This window comes from Pantoea sp. (genome assembly GCF_028283705.1).
GTDB lineage: Bacteria > Pseudomonadota > Gammaproteobacteria > Enterobacterales > Enterobacteriaceae > Pantoea.
Window position 1 is genome coordinate 281361 of record NZ_JAPWKD010000011.1, and the last position, 18468, is coordinate 299828.

The 18468-nt window shown below is 52.6% G+C and carries 10 protein-coding genes; 8 read left to right on the forward strand and 2 right to left on the reverse strand.

Going from position 1 to position 18468, the window contains the following annotated elements; genetic code table 11:
• Positions 1-2 precede the first annotated feature (2 nt).
• Positions 3-1760 (forward strand): GMC family oxidoreductase, encoded by a 1758-nt coding sequence (locus tag PW844_RS08285; protein WP_299450243.1) that lies wholly within the window; start codon positions 3-5, stop codon positions 1758-1760.
• Positions 1757-2974 (forward strand): cytochrome c, encoded by a 1218-nt coding sequence (locus tag PW844_RS08290; RefSeq protein ID WP_299450244.1) that lies wholly within the window; start codon positions 1757-1759, stop codon positions 2972-2974. The genes PW844_RS08285 and PW844_RS08290 overlap by 4 nt, the downstream gene beginning before the upstream one ends.
• Positions 2975-2993: 19 nt before the next feature.
• Here PW844_RS08290 and PW844_RS08295 read toward each other — a convergent pair whose 3' ends face one another.
• Positions 2994-3794 carry an IclR family transcriptional regulator gene (locus tag PW844_RS08295; protein WP_299450246.1) on the reverse strand — a complete coding sequence of 267 codons (801 nt, stop codon included), beginning with the start codon at positions 3792-3794 and terminating at the stop codon, positions 2994-2996.
• A 75-nt stretch (positions 3795-3869) separates the two neighbouring features.
• On the opposite strand from PW844_RS08295, the gene PW844_RS08300 reads away from it, so the two are divergent.
• From PW844_RS08300 to attM, 3 genes are read left to right on the forward strand one after another with little or no spacing between them, the layout of a single operon-like run.
• A complete protein-coding gene (locus PW844_RS08300; RefSeq protein ID WP_299451092.1) occupies positions 3870-5321 on the forward strand; it encodes an NAD-dependent succinate-semialdehyde dehydrogenase in 1452 nt (483 codons plus the stop codon).
• A gap of 28 nt (positions 5322-5349) precedes the next feature.
• Positions 5350-6510, forward strand: a complete 1161-nt coding sequence (locus PW844_RS08305; protein WP_299450248.1) for an iron-containing alcohol dehydrogenase — start codon at positions 5350-5352, stop codon at positions 6508-6510.
• A 54-nt stretch (positions 6511-6564) separates the two neighbouring features.
• Positions 6565-7356 (forward strand): N-acyl homoserine lactonase AttM, encoded by a 792-nt coding sequence (gene attM, locus PW844_RS08310; protein WP_084881079.1) that lies wholly within the window; start codon positions 6565-6567, stop codon positions 7354-7356.
• Between the two features lie 73 nt (positions 7357-7429).
• Here attM and PW844_RS08315 read toward each other — a convergent pair whose 3' ends face one another.
• Positions 7430-14041, reverse strand: coding sequence for a hypothetical protein (locus PW844_RS08315; protein WP_299450253.1), 6612 nt, complete (start codon positions 14039-14041; stop codon positions 7430-7432).
• Positions 14042-14449: 408 nt separating this feature from the next.
• On the opposite strand from PW844_RS08315, the gene PW844_RS08320 reads away from it, so the two are divergent.
• The 3 genes from PW844_RS08320 (at position 14450) to PW844_RS08330 (ending at position 18465) form a co-directional block, all read left to right on the forward strand.
• Complete coding sequence (locus PW844_RS08320) at positions 14450-15829, forward strand: aromatic acid/H+ symport family MFS transporter (protein ID WP_299450254.1); 1380 nt, start codon at positions 14450-14452, stop codon at positions 15827-15829.
• A gap of 13 nt (positions 15830-15842) precedes the next feature.
• Positions 15843-17114 carry a gallate dioxygenase gene (locus PW844_RS08325; protein WP_299450256.1) on the forward strand — a complete coding sequence of 424 codons (1272 nt, stop codon included), beginning with the start codon at positions 15843-15845 and terminating at the stop codon, positions 17112-17114.
• 331 nt (positions 17115-17445) lie between these two features.
• Positions 17446-18465, forward strand: a complete 1020-nt coding sequence (locus PW844_RS08330) for a hypothetical protein (RefSeq protein ID WP_299450257.1) — start codon at positions 17446-17448, stop codon at positions 18463-18465.
• The last annotated feature ends 3 nt before the right edge of the window (positions 18466-18468 follow it).

The following is an 18468-nucleotide window of genomic DNA, read 5'->3' on the forward strand; positions in this document are numbered from 1 at the left end:
GCATGAAAAAATTACCAAAAACCGATGTCGTGGTCATTGGCCTCGGCTGGGCAGGGTCGATTATTGCCAAAGAACTGGCCGATGAGGGGCTGGAAGTCATCGGGATTGAACGTGGTCCCTGGCGCGATACTGCGCGTGACTTCAATGTCGCCACGGTGACCGATGAATTGCGTTACGTGATGCGCGAAGAACTGATGCTGCGTACCCGGCAGAACACCTGCACCATGCGTAATAACCCCTCACAAACCGCGCTGCCAATGCGCACCTGGGGTTCTTTTCACCCCGGGAACGGCACCGGCGGCGCAGGTAACCACTGGGCTGGCATCACCTTCCGTTTCCAGCCAGAAGAGTTCCGCCTCAAAAGCCATCTCACCGAACGCTACGGTGCCATCCCTGACGAGTTGGTACTGCAGGACTGGGGCACCAGCTGGGAGGAGATGGAACCGCACTATATGCAGTTCGAGCGTGTAGCCGGGACTTCCGGTTATGCCGCTAACGTCAACGGTGAAAAACGTGAGGGTGGCAACCCGTTTGAAGGTATGCGTTCCGGCGATTACCCGACAGCGCCCTTGCGCCAGCCTTACGGACCAACCCTGTTTGCCGAAGCGGCGAAGAATATGGGGTATAAAGCGTTCCCGGTTCCTTCATCACTGGTTTCCGAAGCCTATACCAACCCGTATGGCGTCACTATGGGTCCCTGCACCTTCTGTGGCTTCTGCACCAACTACGGTTGCGCCAACTATTCCAAAGCCAGCGCCATTACCACGGTACTCCCGGCGTTAATGCGTAAAGATAATTTCACCGCCTATACCAACTGCGAAGTGCTGGAAGTGCTGACCGACTCGACCGGGAAAAAAGCCACTGGCGTAACCTATGTGGACTCCTCGGGTGACACATGGGAACAGCCCGCCGACCTGGTGATCGTCGCTGCTTTCACCTTCGAAAACGTGCGCCTGATGCTGCTTTCCAATATTGGGGAAGCCTACGACCCGGTAACCAATCGCGGCACCACCGGACGCAACTATGCCTATCAAACCGCAAACGGCGTGACGTTATTTTTCGATGGCAAAAACTTTAATCCCTTTATCGGCGCAGGCGCTGTCGGCATGGGTATTGATGAGTTTAATAACGACAACTTCGACCATAGCGGTCTTGGCTTCTTTGGCGGCGGCAGCATCCGTGTGACGCCAATCGGTTCTGCCCCGATTGGTTACCGACCGGTGCCGCCAAACACCCCGAAATGGGGCTCCAAATGGAAACGTGCCGTTAAAGATAATTACCTGAGCACCATGTCTATCGGCTGTGAAGCCAGTAGCTACACCACGCGCACCAACTATCTGTCGCTCGATCCTAATTACAAGGATCCGCATGGCCGCCCGCTGCTGCGCATCACCTTTGACTTCGCTGAGAATGACCTGAAGATGGCGCAATACTGTACCGGAAAGGTGGCAGAAATCGCTAAATCGATGAATCCACGCGAGATTGTTTCCAAGCCGATGACCGGCCACTGGAACAGCGTCCCTTACCAATCATCCCATGTGGTGGGCGGTTTTGTGATGGGTGCCGATCCCAGCACCAGCTCCGTCAATAAACATTTGCAGGTCTGGAACGTGCCGAATCTGTTTGTGGTTGGCGCTTCGGCTTTTCCGCAGAACCCGGGCTACAACCCAACCGGCACCGTCGGCGCGCTGGCCTTTAAGGCAGCACATGCCATCCGTACTTATTATCTGAAACGCCCTGGGGAGATGATCACCGCATGAAGACTTTCATTTCTCTCTCAGCTGCGGCATGGCTGGTCGCGGCCAGTTTTAGCGTGCAGGCACAGCCAGAATATGACCAATACAGCCGGGGCAGCTATATCGCTACCCTCGGTGACTGTACGGCATGTCACACCTCCGACCCCAAACAACCTTTTGCCGGTGGCGTAAAACTGCAGACACCTTTCGGTACCCTGGTGGGCGCTAACATCACGCCGGATCGCGAAACGGGTATCGGCAACTGGAGCTACGACGACTTCAAACGCGCCATGACAGAAGGGATTGGTCACGGCGGAAAACGCCTGTACGGCGCGATGCCGTTTACCGCCTATACCAAAATGTCTGACAAGGATTTGCAGGATCTGTGGGCCTGGATGCAGACATTGCAGCCGGTGCATAACGAAGTGGAAACCAATCAGCTGCCCTTCCCGTTCAATATCCGTACCAGCCTGATGGTGTGGAACTGGATCAACTTCGACAAAGGCGAATTCCAGCCCAATCCGCAAAAATCGGCGCAATGGAATCGCGGTGCTTATCTGGTTGAGGGCCTCGGCCACTGTGGGACCTGCCATACGCCGAAAAACCTGATCGGGGGCGATAAAAACGGTCAGTTCCTGGGAGGCGAAGTGGTGGAAGGCTGGTATGCCCCCAATCTGAGTGCCAGCGACCATACCGGGCTGGGCAAATGGACGAAGGAAGATATCGTCAGCTATCTGCGCACTGGCGTAAATCGCTTCGACATCGCCTCCGGGCCGATGGCGGATGCGGTGCGCCACTCCACGCAGCACTGGCGTGATGAGGATTTGCAGGCCGTCGCCACTTTCCTGAAAGAAGGAGACAAAACCAGTGAGAAAGTGCCACAACCGCTGCCTGCCAGCGATGACCGCATGAAACTGGGCGCGCAGATCTATGAGTCAAAATGTTCGGCCTGCCACAGTCCAGGCGGGCGGGGTGAGCAGAACATCTTCCCGCAGCTGAAAGATAACCCGCTGCTCAACCAGCCAGATGCCACTTCATTGATTCGCGTGGTGGCGGCCGGTAGTCGCGGCGTAGATACCGATACGCGCCCCACCGCACCGGCAATGCCGTCGTTTGCCGGTACCCTGGGTGACGATCAGATCGCTGCGGTAGTGACCTATATCCGCAACAGTTGGGGTAACGCCGCAGCACCGGTGGATGCTGAAGCGGTGAAGAAAGTGAAAGAAAGCCTGCAGTAAGGGGGCGTCCGTGCGGTTATCAACCCTGATAACCGCACTGCCTGGAAAGCGCCAACGCCGCACAACGCATCTTCTCCCCCAGCGTCTCAATCAGCCCCGTCTCCGCCTCGCTGCTGAGAAAACTGGTCGCAATCCCGGCGATGGCCCGGCCGGAATGGTCGTAAATCGCCGCCCCGACGCAGGTCATTGCCGCATGAATCTGCCCGTTATCAATGGAAAAATGCCGCTCACGAATGATCGCCAGCTCCTGCTTAAGTTCAGCGAGATCCGGCACGCTGGTCGGCGTCATCGGCGCAGGAAAGTGCGTGGCAAAAAGCGCGGCCAGTTGATCATCGTTTAGCCGGGAAAGCAGCATCTTGCCCGTGGCGGTAAAAGGAGCAGGCAGACGCATACCAATGCGGAACGTATGCCCCAGGGGTTTATCTGAATTTCGGCAGCTGATGTAGACCACCTCATCACGGTCAAGCACAGTCAGCGTGATGGTATAGCCTTCCAGTGCCGAGTCACTGGCAAAATATTCACGAAAAAGCGAGACAATATCCATCTGTGACAGAAAACCGTCTGCCCAGCGCATCAGGTGCGGCCCGAGGCGAAATGTCCCGTCTGCGCTTCTGACCAGCAGCCCCAGCTCCGTCAGGACATTCAGTTGCCCATGCGCGGTGCTTTTCGGCAATGCCAGCTGACGCGTGATCTCTGCGGCAGTCAGCCCATCACCCGACGCCGCAACTAAATCCATTATCGTCACAGCACGACGCAGGGCGGGGACGGTGTCGATATTTTTGCGCGTTTGATCGCTTTTTGTTACGGATTCCCCTGACATACTGCGCCCTCACACTTAGTTCACTATAGTGATATTAGTTCAATATATTGAACTCATCTTATGGGGGAGTCCATGATCCAACTCAAAAATCCATCTCTGCTGCGTGACCGTTGTCTGATAAAGGGTGAATGGGTGAACGCAGGCGATGGCGCGACCATTGACGTGAATAACCCGGCCACGGGTGAAATTATCGCCTCCGTTCCTGCGCTGGCGGCAGAGGATGCCAGCAACGCCATTGTCGCTGCTCAGGCAGCCTTTCGCAGCTGGAGCAAGCTGGCCGCCAAAGATCGCACAGCTCTGTTGCGCCGCTGGTTTGATCTGATTGTCGAAAATGCCGATGACCTCGCCGCATTGATGACCGCCGAGCAAGGCAAACCGCTGGCGGAAGCCAAAGGCGAGGCGTTGTATGCAGCCTCGTTTGTTGAATGGTTTGCTGAAGAAGCCAAACGCGTATATGGCGAAACCATTCCGGCCCCGGCAACCAATAAACGTATTGTGGTGATCAAGCAGCCGATTGGCGTCTGTGCAGCCATTACCCCGTGGAACTTCCCGGCAGCGATGATCACGCGTAAAGCTGCGCCTGCGCTGGCAGCCGGATGCACCATGATCGTCAAACCCGCCGAACAAACACCTCTGACGGCGCTGGCGCTGGGAGTACTTGCCCAGCAGGCGGGCATTCCGGACGGGGTTTTCCAGGTGATTACCGGGGATGCCCGTAAGCTGGGTGCGGTACTCACTGAAAGCGATACAGTGCGCAAGCTTTCCTTCACCGGCTCCACCGAAGTGGGCCGCATTCTGATGGCGCAATGTGCTCCCACCATCAAAAAACTCTCACTGGAACTTGGCGGCAATGCGCCTTTTATCGTGTTTGACGATGCCGATCTGGATGCCGCGGTGGAAGGTGCCATGGCCTCCAAATATCGCAATGCCGGGCAGACCTGTGTCTGCTCTAACCGCATTTATGTGCAGTCCGGGGTGTATGACGCCTTTGCGGAGAAGCTTGCCGCACGGGTTGCCGCTCTCAAAGTCGGCGAAGGTCATCAGGCGAATGTGATGATCGGGCCACTGATTGATGAAGCCGCCATCAGCAAGGTGACAGACCATATCGCAGATGCGCTGGCGAAGGGTGCCACCGTCATCACCGGCGGTAAACCTCATGCGCTTGGTGGCACCTTTTTCGAACCCACGGTGCTGGTCGGTGCCACGCAACAGATGAAGATTGCGCGCGAAGAGACCTTCGGACCGGTGGCCCCGCTATTCCGCTTTACTACCGAAGAAGAAGTGATTGCCATGGCTAACGACACCGAGTTTGGCCTCGCCGCTTACTTCTATACCGAAAATGTTCGCCGCACCTGGCGTGTCGCCGAAGCCCTTGAATACGGCATGGTTGGCCATAACAGTGGGCTGATTTCGAATGAAGTCGCCCCGTTCGGCGGCGTCAAGCAATCCGGCCTTGGCCGTGAAGGTTCCCATCACGGCATCGATGAATATCTGGAAATCAAATACCTGTGTTCTGAGATCGCCTGAATATCGCAACCTGGAAAGAGGAGATGAGATGACTATCAATCCATTCGAGTTTCGTACCGTACCCGCGATTGAAATGAAGTGGGGAGGCGCTCAGCAACTGGGCGTCAGCGTGGCGGCACGTTTTACCCAGCGGAATGTCGGGTTGATTACCGATGCCGGGCTGGTGAAAGCCGGACTGATCGCGCCCATCGTGGAAAATCTCACCACGGCGGGTTTTAACGTCACGGTGTTTGATGACGTGGTGGCGGATCCGCCGGAAGCTATCGTGCATGCCTGTGCGGAAGTCATTAAACAGGCCGGGAGCGACATTATTATCGGCCTCGGCGGCGGTTCCTCGCTGGATATCGCCAAAATTGCCGCCGTGATGGCTGAAGGGGATCAGCCGCTGGCAGAGATGTATGGTATCGGAAAGGTGACAGGGTCACGCCTGCCGCTAGTGCTGATTCCCACCACCGCCGGAACCGGCTCCGAGGTCACCAATATCGCCATCATCACCACCGGCGAAACGACCAAAATGGGGGTGGTTGCACCTCAACTGTATGCTGACTTTGTGTTGCTGGATGCCGAATTGACGGTGGGCCTGCCAAAAATTCATACCGCTGCTACCGGCATCGATGCCATGGTGCACGCTATCGAGGCCTATACCAGTAAGCACAAGAAAAACCCGCTGTCTGATGCGCTGGCGCGTGAGGCTCTGAGACTGCTGGGAGCCAATCTGATCAGCGCCTGTCAAGACGGTAGCAACCGCGCTGCGCGTGAAGGGATGTTGCTGGGTGCCACGTTAGCAGGCCAGGCGTTTGCCAATTCGCCGGTTGCCGCCGTGCATGCCCTCGCTTACCCGCTGGGCGGTCACTACCATGTCGCGCACGGCCTTTCCAATGCGCTGATGCTCGGACCGGTACTGCGCTACAACGCCAGCGCTGCGGCTCCGTTGTATGCCGAGTTGGCGGATGTGCTTGGCGTCGCGGGCAGTGGCGATGCGGATACCCGATCCAGTGCTTTCGTCGGGCATATGCTGCAACTGATGGAACAAAGCGGCGCACCGCGACGACTGCGCGATGTCGGTGTCACCGAGGAAAGCCTGCCCAGACTGGCTGCCGATGCCATGTTACAAACGCGCCTGCTCACCAATAACCCGGTAGAGGTTCTGGAGCAGGACGCCCTGAATCTGTATCGCGAAGCATTCTAAAAGCCTTACCCCACAACAATAAAGTACCCACGACGAACCAGAGGAATGCCCAGTATGAAAGATATACGACTCTACATGCTCCAGTCCGGCACCCTGAAATGTAAGGTGCACAATATCAAGATGAACCAGGGAGCCGGGGCAGATTATGAAATCCCCGTGCCCTTCTTTCTCATCACCCACCCTGACGGCCACACCATTATTGATGGTGGCAATGCCATCGAGGTGGCAACCGATCCCAAAGGTTACTGGGGCGGAATCTGCGATGTTTACTGGCCAGTACTTGGCGAGGATCAGGGATGTGTCGATCAGGTGAAAGCGCTGGGCATCGACCCAGCAGATGTGAAATATGTGGTGCAGTCGCACCTGCATCTCGACCATACCGGGGCTATTGGCCGCTTCCCGAACGCCCGTCATATCGTGCAGCGGGCGGAGTATGAGTATGCCTTTACGCCAGACTGGTTTGCAGCGGGTGGCTATATCCGTAATGACTTTGACCGTCCAGGGCTGAACTGGCAATTCCTCAACGGCACCGACGATGATTTTTATGACATCTACGGCGACGGCACCTTAACCACCATTTTTTCTCCCGGCCATGCCCCTGGTCATCAGTCGTTCCTGGTACGCCTGCCGAACAGCAAACCACTGCTGTTGACTATCGATGCGGCTTATACCGTGGATCACTGGGAGCAAAAAGCACTGCCTGGCTTCCTCGCTTCAGCGGTCGATTCAGTCCGTTCCGTACAGAAGCTCAGAGCCGTTGCTGAGCGTGCTGATGCCATTGTAGTGACAGGCCATGACCCCGATGCCTGGGCTAATTTTAAAAAAGCACCGGAATACTATTCCTGAGTAAGCTGATGAAATCCAGAGGGGTGCCATACCCCTCTGCGAGTTGATTTTCATGTGCCTGCGGATAAATTAATTACCATAATATCCCCTTCTTTTTCGTCGAAACTTCTGGAATATTAACTTTAGTCCCCACCGGAAGGACGACGTTATCAGGGACCGTCTTCTTATCTGCCAGATGAGGATTGAGCTTTCTTAACGCATTAATACTTGTCTTATTTTTTGGGTGTTGCGAGTTATATTCCATCATAATATCCATCAGCGATTCGTTAGGTTTTGACAAATATTCCTGGCCCGCCATCACTTTAGTCGATGGAACCGGAAGTCTTGATGTCGCAGGACTCAGTTCACGCAGCGATGACGGTGTCTTGCGCTGGATATTTCTCAGCCATTCACTACCATCCGGGGTGACATGTGATTCTAACGGTGGGATGCCAAGTGCCTTGGTAATAGCTTTATCATTACGACTGTGACAGAAAGCGCCGATAACGGTATCACCTTTCTGCGCGCCCTTGATAATAGCTGCGATTTCCTCGTCAGTTTTTCCTGATATATCAATAATCTGCACATTTGAATTGAGCGCATTCGCTCTTACATCGCTACGATAAAAACCGCGCTCGGTAAATGTGTCATTTCTCACGCCATTGGGACTACCATGTGTTCCCGTTAAAACGATAATTTTTCCTTTTGGCGATGCGCCAGAAGTACGAATACGATAGTCGGCATCGGTAATTTCATTATGGATAATAGCGCCATTGGTCTCATGAGTGGTTAATCTAATTTCAGCACCATTTTGATTGGTCTGCGTGTAGAATTGCTGCGCATCATCGACATAGGACCGACGCGCTGCCGGGCTGTCAACATAGTGATTTATCGTCACGCCCTGGTCTTTTGTCACACCGACCTGGAATGTGTCATGCAGGCCTCGGCTGCTGATCGTACCGGGGGTATTAACAACAGGCGTCGCGGATGCCTGGCCATTGATTCTTGCCACATCTGACTCAGGCACCAGGTTCAGGTTTGCAGGTCTCGATGGTTTTTTAGCCAGGCTCAGTGCCATATCGGAGAAGTCATACAGAGGAAAGGCTTCGCGCAACGGTGCCTTCACCATGCCTTTAGCCGCACCTTGCATGATAGGCGCCATGCCTTTAAACATATGCAATTTAAATGCCTTGCCTTTCAGACCCATCTCTCTGGCTTCTCTCACCAGTTGCAGTGCCTTTTTGATTCCCTTGATACTTTTAACCGTGGAGCCGTAACCGAGCGTCGCGATGGCGATGCCTAAATCAACATAGGCTTCCGCTATGTCTTCGTCGGTTGGTTTATAACCGGCATCTTCCAGCCAGCGGACATAGATTTCCAGTGGTTTAAAAACAGCGAGGTTAAAATCCTTGGCCTGGCCCCAGGTGATACTCAGGGCACGATAAAATCTCTTTTGCAGTGAAAGGCTATCCCAGTCAGCAGGTTTAGTTCTACGATCAAACGAGGAGAAGTTTTTCTTCTCTTCTGCCACCTGCTTATTGGTTTCCGTTGCTTCATCAATCATCAACTGACGCATGCTTTTATTCGAATTAGTGCGCACCGGACCCGTTTCTTTGACTTTAAAATAGCGTTGATCAACATGCACCTTAATGACAGGCTTTGAGATGTCACGCCCTGCGATGGCTTGACCCAAACGATATGGTGCTAACAAGACGCTATCGGCTCCACTCGCAAGAGTCGCATATGCCGTGGTTGTTTCCGGGCGTGGTAATAAATCTTCATCGACCCCGGTATCTCTGAAAAATCTTTTGACCTGTTCTTCATTATCGAAAGAACTTAGATTCTCATAGCGGGAAAAAATGTCAGCATTTATCTTTGTCAGCTTCTTGTTATTTCCCACTGTCGTCAAAGCCCAGTAATCACCGGACCTGGTCTGATACAACGATACTGTTCCTTTCTCTGTTTCATAATGGTTAAAATCCCCTTTAAGGGTTTTACTCTCGCTGAACCTGACTTCAGTAACCGGCACTTCCACCTGAAAAGTTTTGACAGCAACGGGGGGGGTCAATACATCTGACGGATAGACTCCCGAAGAGAGTTCCAGATAATGGATATCATCAGTAGCTTCATTTTTTGCATGATTATTTTTGTAGTCGTCAATATCAGCATAATATTCGCTATCTGTTTTATTCCAGTATTCTGAAATAGGTTGCAATTCATTCAAACCCTTATAAGGAGATGCCGGAGATGACAGGGTTTGACTAAAGGTATCAAATACATCTTCAGCTGACATTTTGACACTGACATCAGAAAGATTTTTATAAAAATCATTCGCATCCAATTTGATATGTCGATTTCCGGTCCATTCTGGCCGGTGATAGCCAATATAATTAATCAGCATATGCGCATTCGCCAGATCCTGTGCTTTTTCGGGATCGGCATCTTTATTCGCTAATATCCGCAGTGCGTCCTGATAAATTTCTTTATCACGGAATCCTTCTGCCCCTTCCGGGTATTTCATCTTATAGGCGACAATAAGTGACTGCCGCATACGCTCTAATGGTTCCTCTGAGAAGGTGATGCGTTGCGATTTCAGAGCGTTAATGGCTTCATTGGTATCCTGTTCGAGAGCAGTATAAATATCGTACTCATTTTTGATCAGGTCGATTTTATTTTGTATAGTCTGGTTATACTCATAACCTTTACCAGGGTCTATCTGTTCATATTGTTTATAAAACATGTCCCGATGAGCTTGCCGGACCTCGGTGAAACTTGTTTTATCTGCAATCGCACGATTCAGCTCATTTTTAGTATCCTGTATCGTGTTCCATGCATCCCATGATGATGCAGATAGCTCACCCGATTGAATCAACTCAGGCAGTTTCTTAGGATCACCATTTGTCATATTATAATATGCAAGGGTGCGATCGAAATTTAACCTATCCTGTGTGATACGATCTTCAAGTGGAAGCGTTTTATTTGCCTGCACATAAAAATCCAAATCATCAACCACTCTTTTTGCCAGATAATCATCGCTTCTGATTATTTTGGAAACGTCACCATTGGTATTGTTTAACACGTCCTGTAATTCACCCGTACCTTCTGTACCGTCGGTTTTTACATATACCAGGCGGGATTGTGATATGTTTGCACCATTATGTTTGAAATTCATATAGGCAACCCACTGCTCGGGTGTCATCTGCCTTGCGATAAATGTTATTTTATCGCGATGAAAATTACGCTTTGAATAACTATCGAACTCGTTTTGTACTGACGTTAATGTACCTGTTGGATAACGGATATTTAAAAATTTATTGTCTTTATTTTCCAGTGCTGTTTTAAGATCAACTGTTATCGTGTCATAGGTTGGATGCCCCTGATAAACCTCAACCTTGGTATTCACCGAGAAGGAGCCACGACTCCGAGTATTAACTGCCGCAATCTTGTCTTCGGCACTGACTTTCGTCCCCGTCTCCGTCGTAACACCTCTTTTACCTCTGAGTTTGCGGGGTGATGACGCATCCGCCACAGCGGCATCCCCTTGCATCGCCTCGGTCTCTGCCACAGAGCGTGGCTGCTTCTGCCCCGCAGTGCGAGTATCACCCTGGGCTAAATCGGCTAATGCTTGCTTCTGCAACCTGGCGAGGTTCCATTCATAGACATCAAGCACGACCTCTTTCGCACCTGCCGCAACGCCCTGAAGCAACATGGCTGATGGCAATTCGGTCTTGAATTCTTCCCCTATTTTTTTAAATGTCGGCATAATGCCGTCACGCTTCATCTTCACCCCGGTTAATGCCACTTGCGCTACCGTCTTCGCACCCACGCTCACTCCCTCAGGCATCGGAACCAGCGCACTGATAATCTCAGTCAACGCTGACTTAAGCAGCCAGTCATTCAGCGCATCCTTATGAATTTGCCTGACGCATTGCCCCGGCTTAACTGAGTTTTCAAGATTTTTTTTCTGGTCGTAATACTGAGCCGTGATAATGGCCAGTTTGACGACCGTCTTTATCGCCTTCGCAGTGTGTACCATCACGTCCCCAAACATACTCGGCAACGTTGCACTAAACATGGCTTTAGCCGCCTCGTACGCTAAACCTGACACCATTTTACTGGGAGATTTTTCGACCAGTTGCTGTTCCCAACTCAGGAAGAATTTCATCACCTCTTCAGCCGTCTTCGGCACCACATGCATGTTTTCCCGTTGGCGATCCACTTCGGCCAGCACGCGTCGGGCAAAATCTTTTCCCTGCGGATCGGTGGGTTTAGCGAAGCAACGTCCCATCTTACGCGCCACGACGTTCACCAACGCTCGTCTATCTGCACGCTCATCTGCCGTGGCATCCGCAGGCATCATGGCTTCGAAGGCGAACAAACTTTCCGCCATCGGCCTGATAATGCGTGCGTCATTGGAAAACAGATCAAAACACTTCCCGGTAATCTTCGTCGTTGCCATTGCCACAACATTCATGGCTCCGCGCATCTCGGCCAGAGCCTGCTGAACAACACGCTGCGCATTTTTATAGTCCGCCTTATCACGCAGTGCAGCACCCGTCAGCTTCTCTCCTGCTTTTCCCCCAGGTTGAACCAATTCGTCCAAAACCCCACTCGCCCGCGTTTGTGCTTTCTGAAAGGTTTTCACCGCCCTGGCACAACATCCACGCAGTTCATGAATATTCTTCTGCTGTGCATCCTTTGGAAAAGCATCCAGCATCCGGTCCAGATCCCTTTTCAGCCTGTCCAGCGACATCCCCAGTTTTTCCATCTCGGCGCTGGAGTTTTCCTGCTTCAGCTTCAGAGCCGCCATCTTTTCTTCCCGGTAGCCCTTCATCGTTTTCGCTGGCGCATCCTCGATTAACGGACGGTTTTTGTCGGTCGCCAGTCGCTTCACTTCGGGGTTTTTCGCTGCCGCCTCAACCGCCGCAGTCGACAAATCCTCAGTTGCATTACATACCCGGTACATAACGCTCATCGGACCGGTGATAGCCCCCCTGATTAGCTGATTAAAATCACTCTGCATCGCTTCAGTGGAATAATGAGCGCAAGCTTTCCGAACCCCCTGACAGCCTTTCACCCCCAGCCGCCACAGTGCTGACAATGAGTCTGCTGTTTTGTCATCGGTATTACCCAGTTTGCGTGCCAGCCGGCTATGATCAAGACTGCGCAACAGGAAATCGTCCATACCTTTTGGCAGCGGTTCCTTCACGGCCTGCCGATTCACTTCCATTTGTTCCGTCAGAAGTTTTATTTCGCTGCTGAGTTTGTGGAACGCGTCACTAAATTCCCCTTTTTTCAGGCCGGGGACCTGCGCGCCAGCCAGTTTTTTTTGGTGTTCCGTCAGCTTTTTTAGCGCTTTATTCAGTGCATTACTTACCGTATTTAGCGCCTTCTCTGCCAGCGCACGGACTTCTTTTTCTTCTCCTGCCGTTTGTCCCTTCTCCACCAATGGCTGAATGGCATCGGCGTTTTGCAGCGCCGCTGATAGGTCACACAAGTCACCGGAAGATTGTCGCATTGCCAGTATCACGTCATCTTTGCATGCACCGGCTTCAGACAGCGCTACCGACATCTTCTGACACAGGCTATTCAGGGCCGCCGCCGACTGCGAAACCAATGGATTGCTACTGAACTGGCATGCTTTGATGACATCGTCCGCTTCCTGCTGCAGCCATTGCTGCTCGGTGCGTGTCGCCCGCAGATAATGCGGACGCTCGGCCTGAATCGCTTTTACCGTCAGGCTGCAACCTGCCTCTAAGGAATTGAAGGTGTCATCCAGTAGCTTATGCAGCGACTTATCAAATGCAGCGATATTTATTGGGATATCCACTGCCCGCCACAGCGGTGCAAATTGCAACTCCGCCCACGCTCGTTGTAACTCTCTGATCGCGGTTTCTGCCCCAGCGGGCAGAACCTCCTGGTCTCCGGTGGCCTTGTACTCAGCTAACCCAATCAGTAACGTGTCGGCCTTCTCCAGCGCCTGCGCCAGATTGCATAACGACAGTATCGAATCCCGCATAGCGACATTCTGATCACCTATGTTCTGTGCTTTCATAAGCGCTTGCTGTTTCCCGTAATGGGTTAAAAGCTGCTTACAAATAAGATGCAGCGAAGCTCCCGCATGCAGGGCATCTGGCGTCCATTTCCGCTCTGCGAGATCCAGCGTCGTTTCCTCCAGACGCGGTACATCCACCTCCAGATAAACCCGGTTTTCCCCCAGGCGACGGAATTCCTTCAGTCGGGCGACACTCGCTTTCCAGTCCGGGAGTACCACCGGCTGTGCTACCGGCTCCTCCTCTTTAACGTGCGGGCAATTCTGTTCCAGCTTTTGCAATGCCTCAAGCAGCTTCGCCTTCTCCGGCCCGTCCAGCTGGGTGCCCGCGCCATAAAAAAGTGTCGTCAACGGAGCAGGCATGCCATCCGGCTGAGGGACCGGGGGGAAATACCTCAGCCCGGTCTGCTCAAGCAGCCAATCGGCAACCTCTGGCGTACATAGCGCCTCGAAATGCGCACCAATGATGCGGTTTTTACACCAGTCCTCATTTCTTTTAGCGGTAAAGCTGGCGCAGTCGAGCAGCGTTGCCAATGCATTCTTATCGCATGCAGGGTAAGTCTGCTGGGTACTGTCACTTTGCGAGGAAGTGGGTTCCGTGGGGCTTATGTGATTGATAGGTTTAGTATATTGGTAAGAAACGAGCTGATTCATGGGATATCCTGATGTCGATAGTATTATTTTCAGGAAAGATTACCGGTAACATCCGATGCAAATTTTCGGAAAAATACCTGAACTATCGTCTTTAAACTTACAGAGGTGATGTAATTTCAACGATGATTCTGGTCCCGTGTTACCCATGTTGATCGCGTTGGCTGTCTCAGCAGCCTGCTAAACGAAATTCATACTTAACCTTTACTTTCCCTGCGGACAACACCATCTGCGGGCTGTTTCTGCACGCGCTGAGTTTGTCAGCCAGCTCACAATATAAATCTAACTCATACCCTTAAAAGCCTTTTTTGACAGACACTGCCTGTCGCCATGCTTAAGGTGTGATCGGATTGTTAAATTTCTCTCATCATGACAATAGCCGTCTGACACGGCATAACAGAGAGCGTACCCATGAACACAAACAACCTGGTCGATATCAAAGCGTGGATCGACGCCCGGCCGATTTCGCCTTTCCAGTGGCGCGTATTATTCCTCTGTCTGGTCATTATCATGTTCGACGGTTACGATGCCGCCGCAATGGGGTTTATCGCTCCCGCGCTGATTGAACACTGGGGCATTTCCCGCGCGGCGATGGGGCCGATTCTCGGTGCTGCAATGTTTGGCGTTGCCATCGGCGCGTTAATTGCAGGCCCGCTCTCGGATCGTTTCGGTCGCAAACGCATTATTTTATTATCGTTTCTGATGTTCTCCGCCTTCAGTCTGGTGTGCGCGTTTGCCACCACGCCACTGCAAATGGCGTTGCTGCGGTTTATCACCGGCCTCGGGCTGGGTGCGGTGATGCCTAACTGCGTGACGTTGCTGTCGGAATATATGCCAGAACGCCGCAAGGGGGTGATGATCACCCTGATGTTCAGTGGTTTTAATATCGGTTCGGGTCTGGGTGGGTTTATCGCCGCGGGTCTGCTCAGCCTGTATCACTGGCAGGCAGTGTTGATTTTTGGCGGGGTCGTTCCCCTGCTGATGCTGCCCTTCTTCGCCTGGCTGCTGCCGGAATCAGCACTGAATCTGCTGGTGCGCAAAGCACCGCGTCAACAGATTGCCGCGCTGCTGAACCGCATGGGCGGCCATTTTAGCCACGAAAACAGCTTTGTACTGCACTCACCACGCGTCAATGGCCATAGCCCGATTGCCCAGCTTTTCCGCCACGGTTTTGCCCGCGGCACCATCATCCTGTGGCTGACCTATTTTATGGGGCTGTTCGTGATTTACCTGCTGAACGGCTGGCTGCCAACCATTATGCGTTCTGGTGGTATTTCACTGGAGCAGGCCGCGATCCTCGCCGGGTTGTTCCAGCTCGGTGGCCCGTTAGGCGGCATCATTGTTGGCACATTGATGGACAAACTGAACGCCAAATATGTCATTGGCGTGGTGTATCTGCTGGGCTGTCTCTGCCTGGCGGCGCAGGGCATCTTTGGTTTCAGCGGCGTGGCGCTCGGAGCCTTCATCTTTATTATCGGCATGTGCATCAATGGTGCGCAGAACGGCTTGCAGGTCTACTCACCGGCTTACTACCCCACGGAAATTCGCGCCACCGGGGTGAGCTGGATGCATGGCATTGGCCGCACCGGGGCGATTCTCAGCTCCTCGGTGGGTGGGCTGTTGATGGGGGCGTTTCCTGACCAGTCATCCATTTTCTTCATCCTCGCCCTGCCTGCCTTGCTGGCAGCGCTGAGCATCGTTTTGCATCGCACAGTACCTCTGACCATGAAAATAAAAGGCGCGGGACTTGCCGACATCCCCGCGCTGTCACAAACCTTAAATAACCGATAAGTGGAGACATCCCATGGCGAACATCATTGGCGGCCTGGCCGTTTCTCATACCCCGACCATAGGTTTTGCTGTTGACCATGATAAACAGCATGAAGGTGCCTGGGAGCCGATTTTTGCCAGCTTCGCACCGATGCAGCAGTGGCTGGAAGAAAAGAAACCCGATGCGCTGGTCTATATCTTTAATGACCACGTCACTTCATTCTTCTTTGACCACTACTCTGCCTTTTCGCTGGGCATTGATAACCAGTATCGGGTGGCTGATGAAGGTGGCGGCCCACGGGATTTACCGCCGGTGAAAGGCGATGCCGCGCTGTCACGTCATATCGGCACCAGCCTGATGAGCGACGAATTTGATATGTCATTCTTTATGGACAAACCGCTGGATCATGGCCTGTTCTCCCCGCTTTCCGCGCTGCTGCCGTTTAAAGACGGCTGGCCGACCAGGGTGATCCCGTTACAGGTCGGCGTATTACAGTTCCCCATCCCGTCGGCGCGCCGCTGTTATAAGCTCGGTCAGGCATTGCGCCGGGCGATTGAAAGCTATCCCGAAGATATCAACGTCGCGATTGTCGCCACCGGTGGGCTTTCCCACCAGGTACACGGGGAGCGCTGTGGTTTTAATAATGTGGAATGGGATCAGCAATTTATGGATTTGCTGGTTAACGATCCCGAGCGTCTGACGGAACTGACTATTGCGCAATACGCTGAACTGAGCGGTGTAGAAGGGACGGAGGAAATAATGTGGCTGGTGATGCGCGGTGCGCTCTCCGCCAATGTGGTGAAAAAACATCAGGGTTACTACCTGCCTTCCATGACCGGTATCGCCACCCTGGTGCTGGAAAACCAGGCCGGTGACGCCCCGCTGGACACGATACAACAACATCGCGAAAAAATGGCACGGGAACTGGCGGGCATCGAAAAATTGCCAGGCAGCTATCCCTTCACCCAGCAACGCAGTCTGGAGAGCCTGCGTCTCAACCGCTTCCTGCATCAGCTAATCCAGCCGGGTCCGCGCGAGCGTTTTCGTCACGATGCTGAAGCCATGTTCGATGCCGCGCAATTGAGCGCGCGCGAATGTGAAATGATTCGGCAGCGTGACTGGCGCAGCCTGATTCAATACGGTGCCAGCTTTTTCCTGCTGGAAAAAATGGGCGCGGTGATTGGGGCTTCCAATCTGGATATTTACGCGGCGATGCGAGGTATCTCACTGGAGGAATTTATGAAAACCCGTAATCAGCAGGTGACCTATTCGGTGGCGGGAAAAGAAGATCAAACCGCTAAGTAATCTCTTTGCGCGATAGAGCCGCCCCGCTTTGTCCACATTCCGGGTGCATATCCGTGGCAAAACCCTGTGGATAACCTTCTGCGGGCCACGCCCGGCGCACCCGGGCAAGAGCGCGGTCAATTATTGACCGCGCACTACCGTTCTTTTCCTTAGCGCAGAAAGGCTTCCGTTAGGCACGCCCAGTAAGTTGCCCCCAATGACAGGCTCATAAGCACATATATCGGGAAATGACTCCTCCCCTCTTCCTGTTTTCTCATAGTGGACCTAATGACAGTTCTTTACACTTCAGCGTCATTATTTAAATAAGAGAAGGACTCTCCTGAGGGACTCTATGATAACTAAAACCCGTATTGTTGCTGCCAGCGTGTTGGGGCTTCCGTTGATGGCATCCGCCCACATTAAATGGTTTGTTGACTATGACACCACCAAAGCTCCAGAGTCTCTTGCCCGGATTGCAGGAGCTCAGGACTTCTGGGCGCTACTCTTTCTTTCCATTGCTATCATTTTTGCCACTTCGGTACTGGATCGAAAAATCCCCTCTTTTACCGATCGCCCACAGCTCCATGGTTGGTTAGAAAAATCGCACAATGCAATACCGGAAATTATGCGTTGGGGGACCGGTGTATTTTTCCTGACTCTGGGAATATTTTACCCTCATGTTATTCTTACCCCGGAACTTATTATTGAGAATCCCTGGCTGAAATACCTGCATTTCGTCATCGCATTTACTGCCTTCTCAAAAAGATCAAGCTTTATTGCTGGTTTTGGCATCCTGTTCTTATACTGCTATGCCGTTCAGCTTTATGGCTTGTTCCATATGTTGGATTATTTTGTTTTTGTCGGTACGGGTGTTTATTTAATCACGCAGACAATATTGCCGCGAAGAACTTACGGTACTGAGCTGGAATTGCTTCGTTTCGTACTTTGCTATTCTTTCCTCTGGGGAGGTATAGATAAGTTTATGCAGCCGGCCCTTTTCTACCAGCTGCTGAACGACCATAGCTATCTGGCGATGGGGCTGAACTGGGCGTTTTTTGTTCGGGCCTGTGGTTTCGTTGAGTTATGCCTGGCATGGCATATCTATACAGGAAAAATGGCGGGCTATGCGAGCATTGGGGTGCTTGCCACCATCGTGGTGCTGGCGTTTATCCCATTTGGTTTGACGGATTTTATCGGCCACTTCCTGTTCATCATTCCACTGGTTGCCGTGTTACTGACACCGCGTAAGACCTTTATCTTCCGTTCAGCGATGACCAATACCGTTGGTTTTGTCATGATGTTGGTGGCTCTGACTCTCTTTGGTTACCTCAGTTACTACTTCCTGCATTTCCATTTATATACCCACCTCTGATTC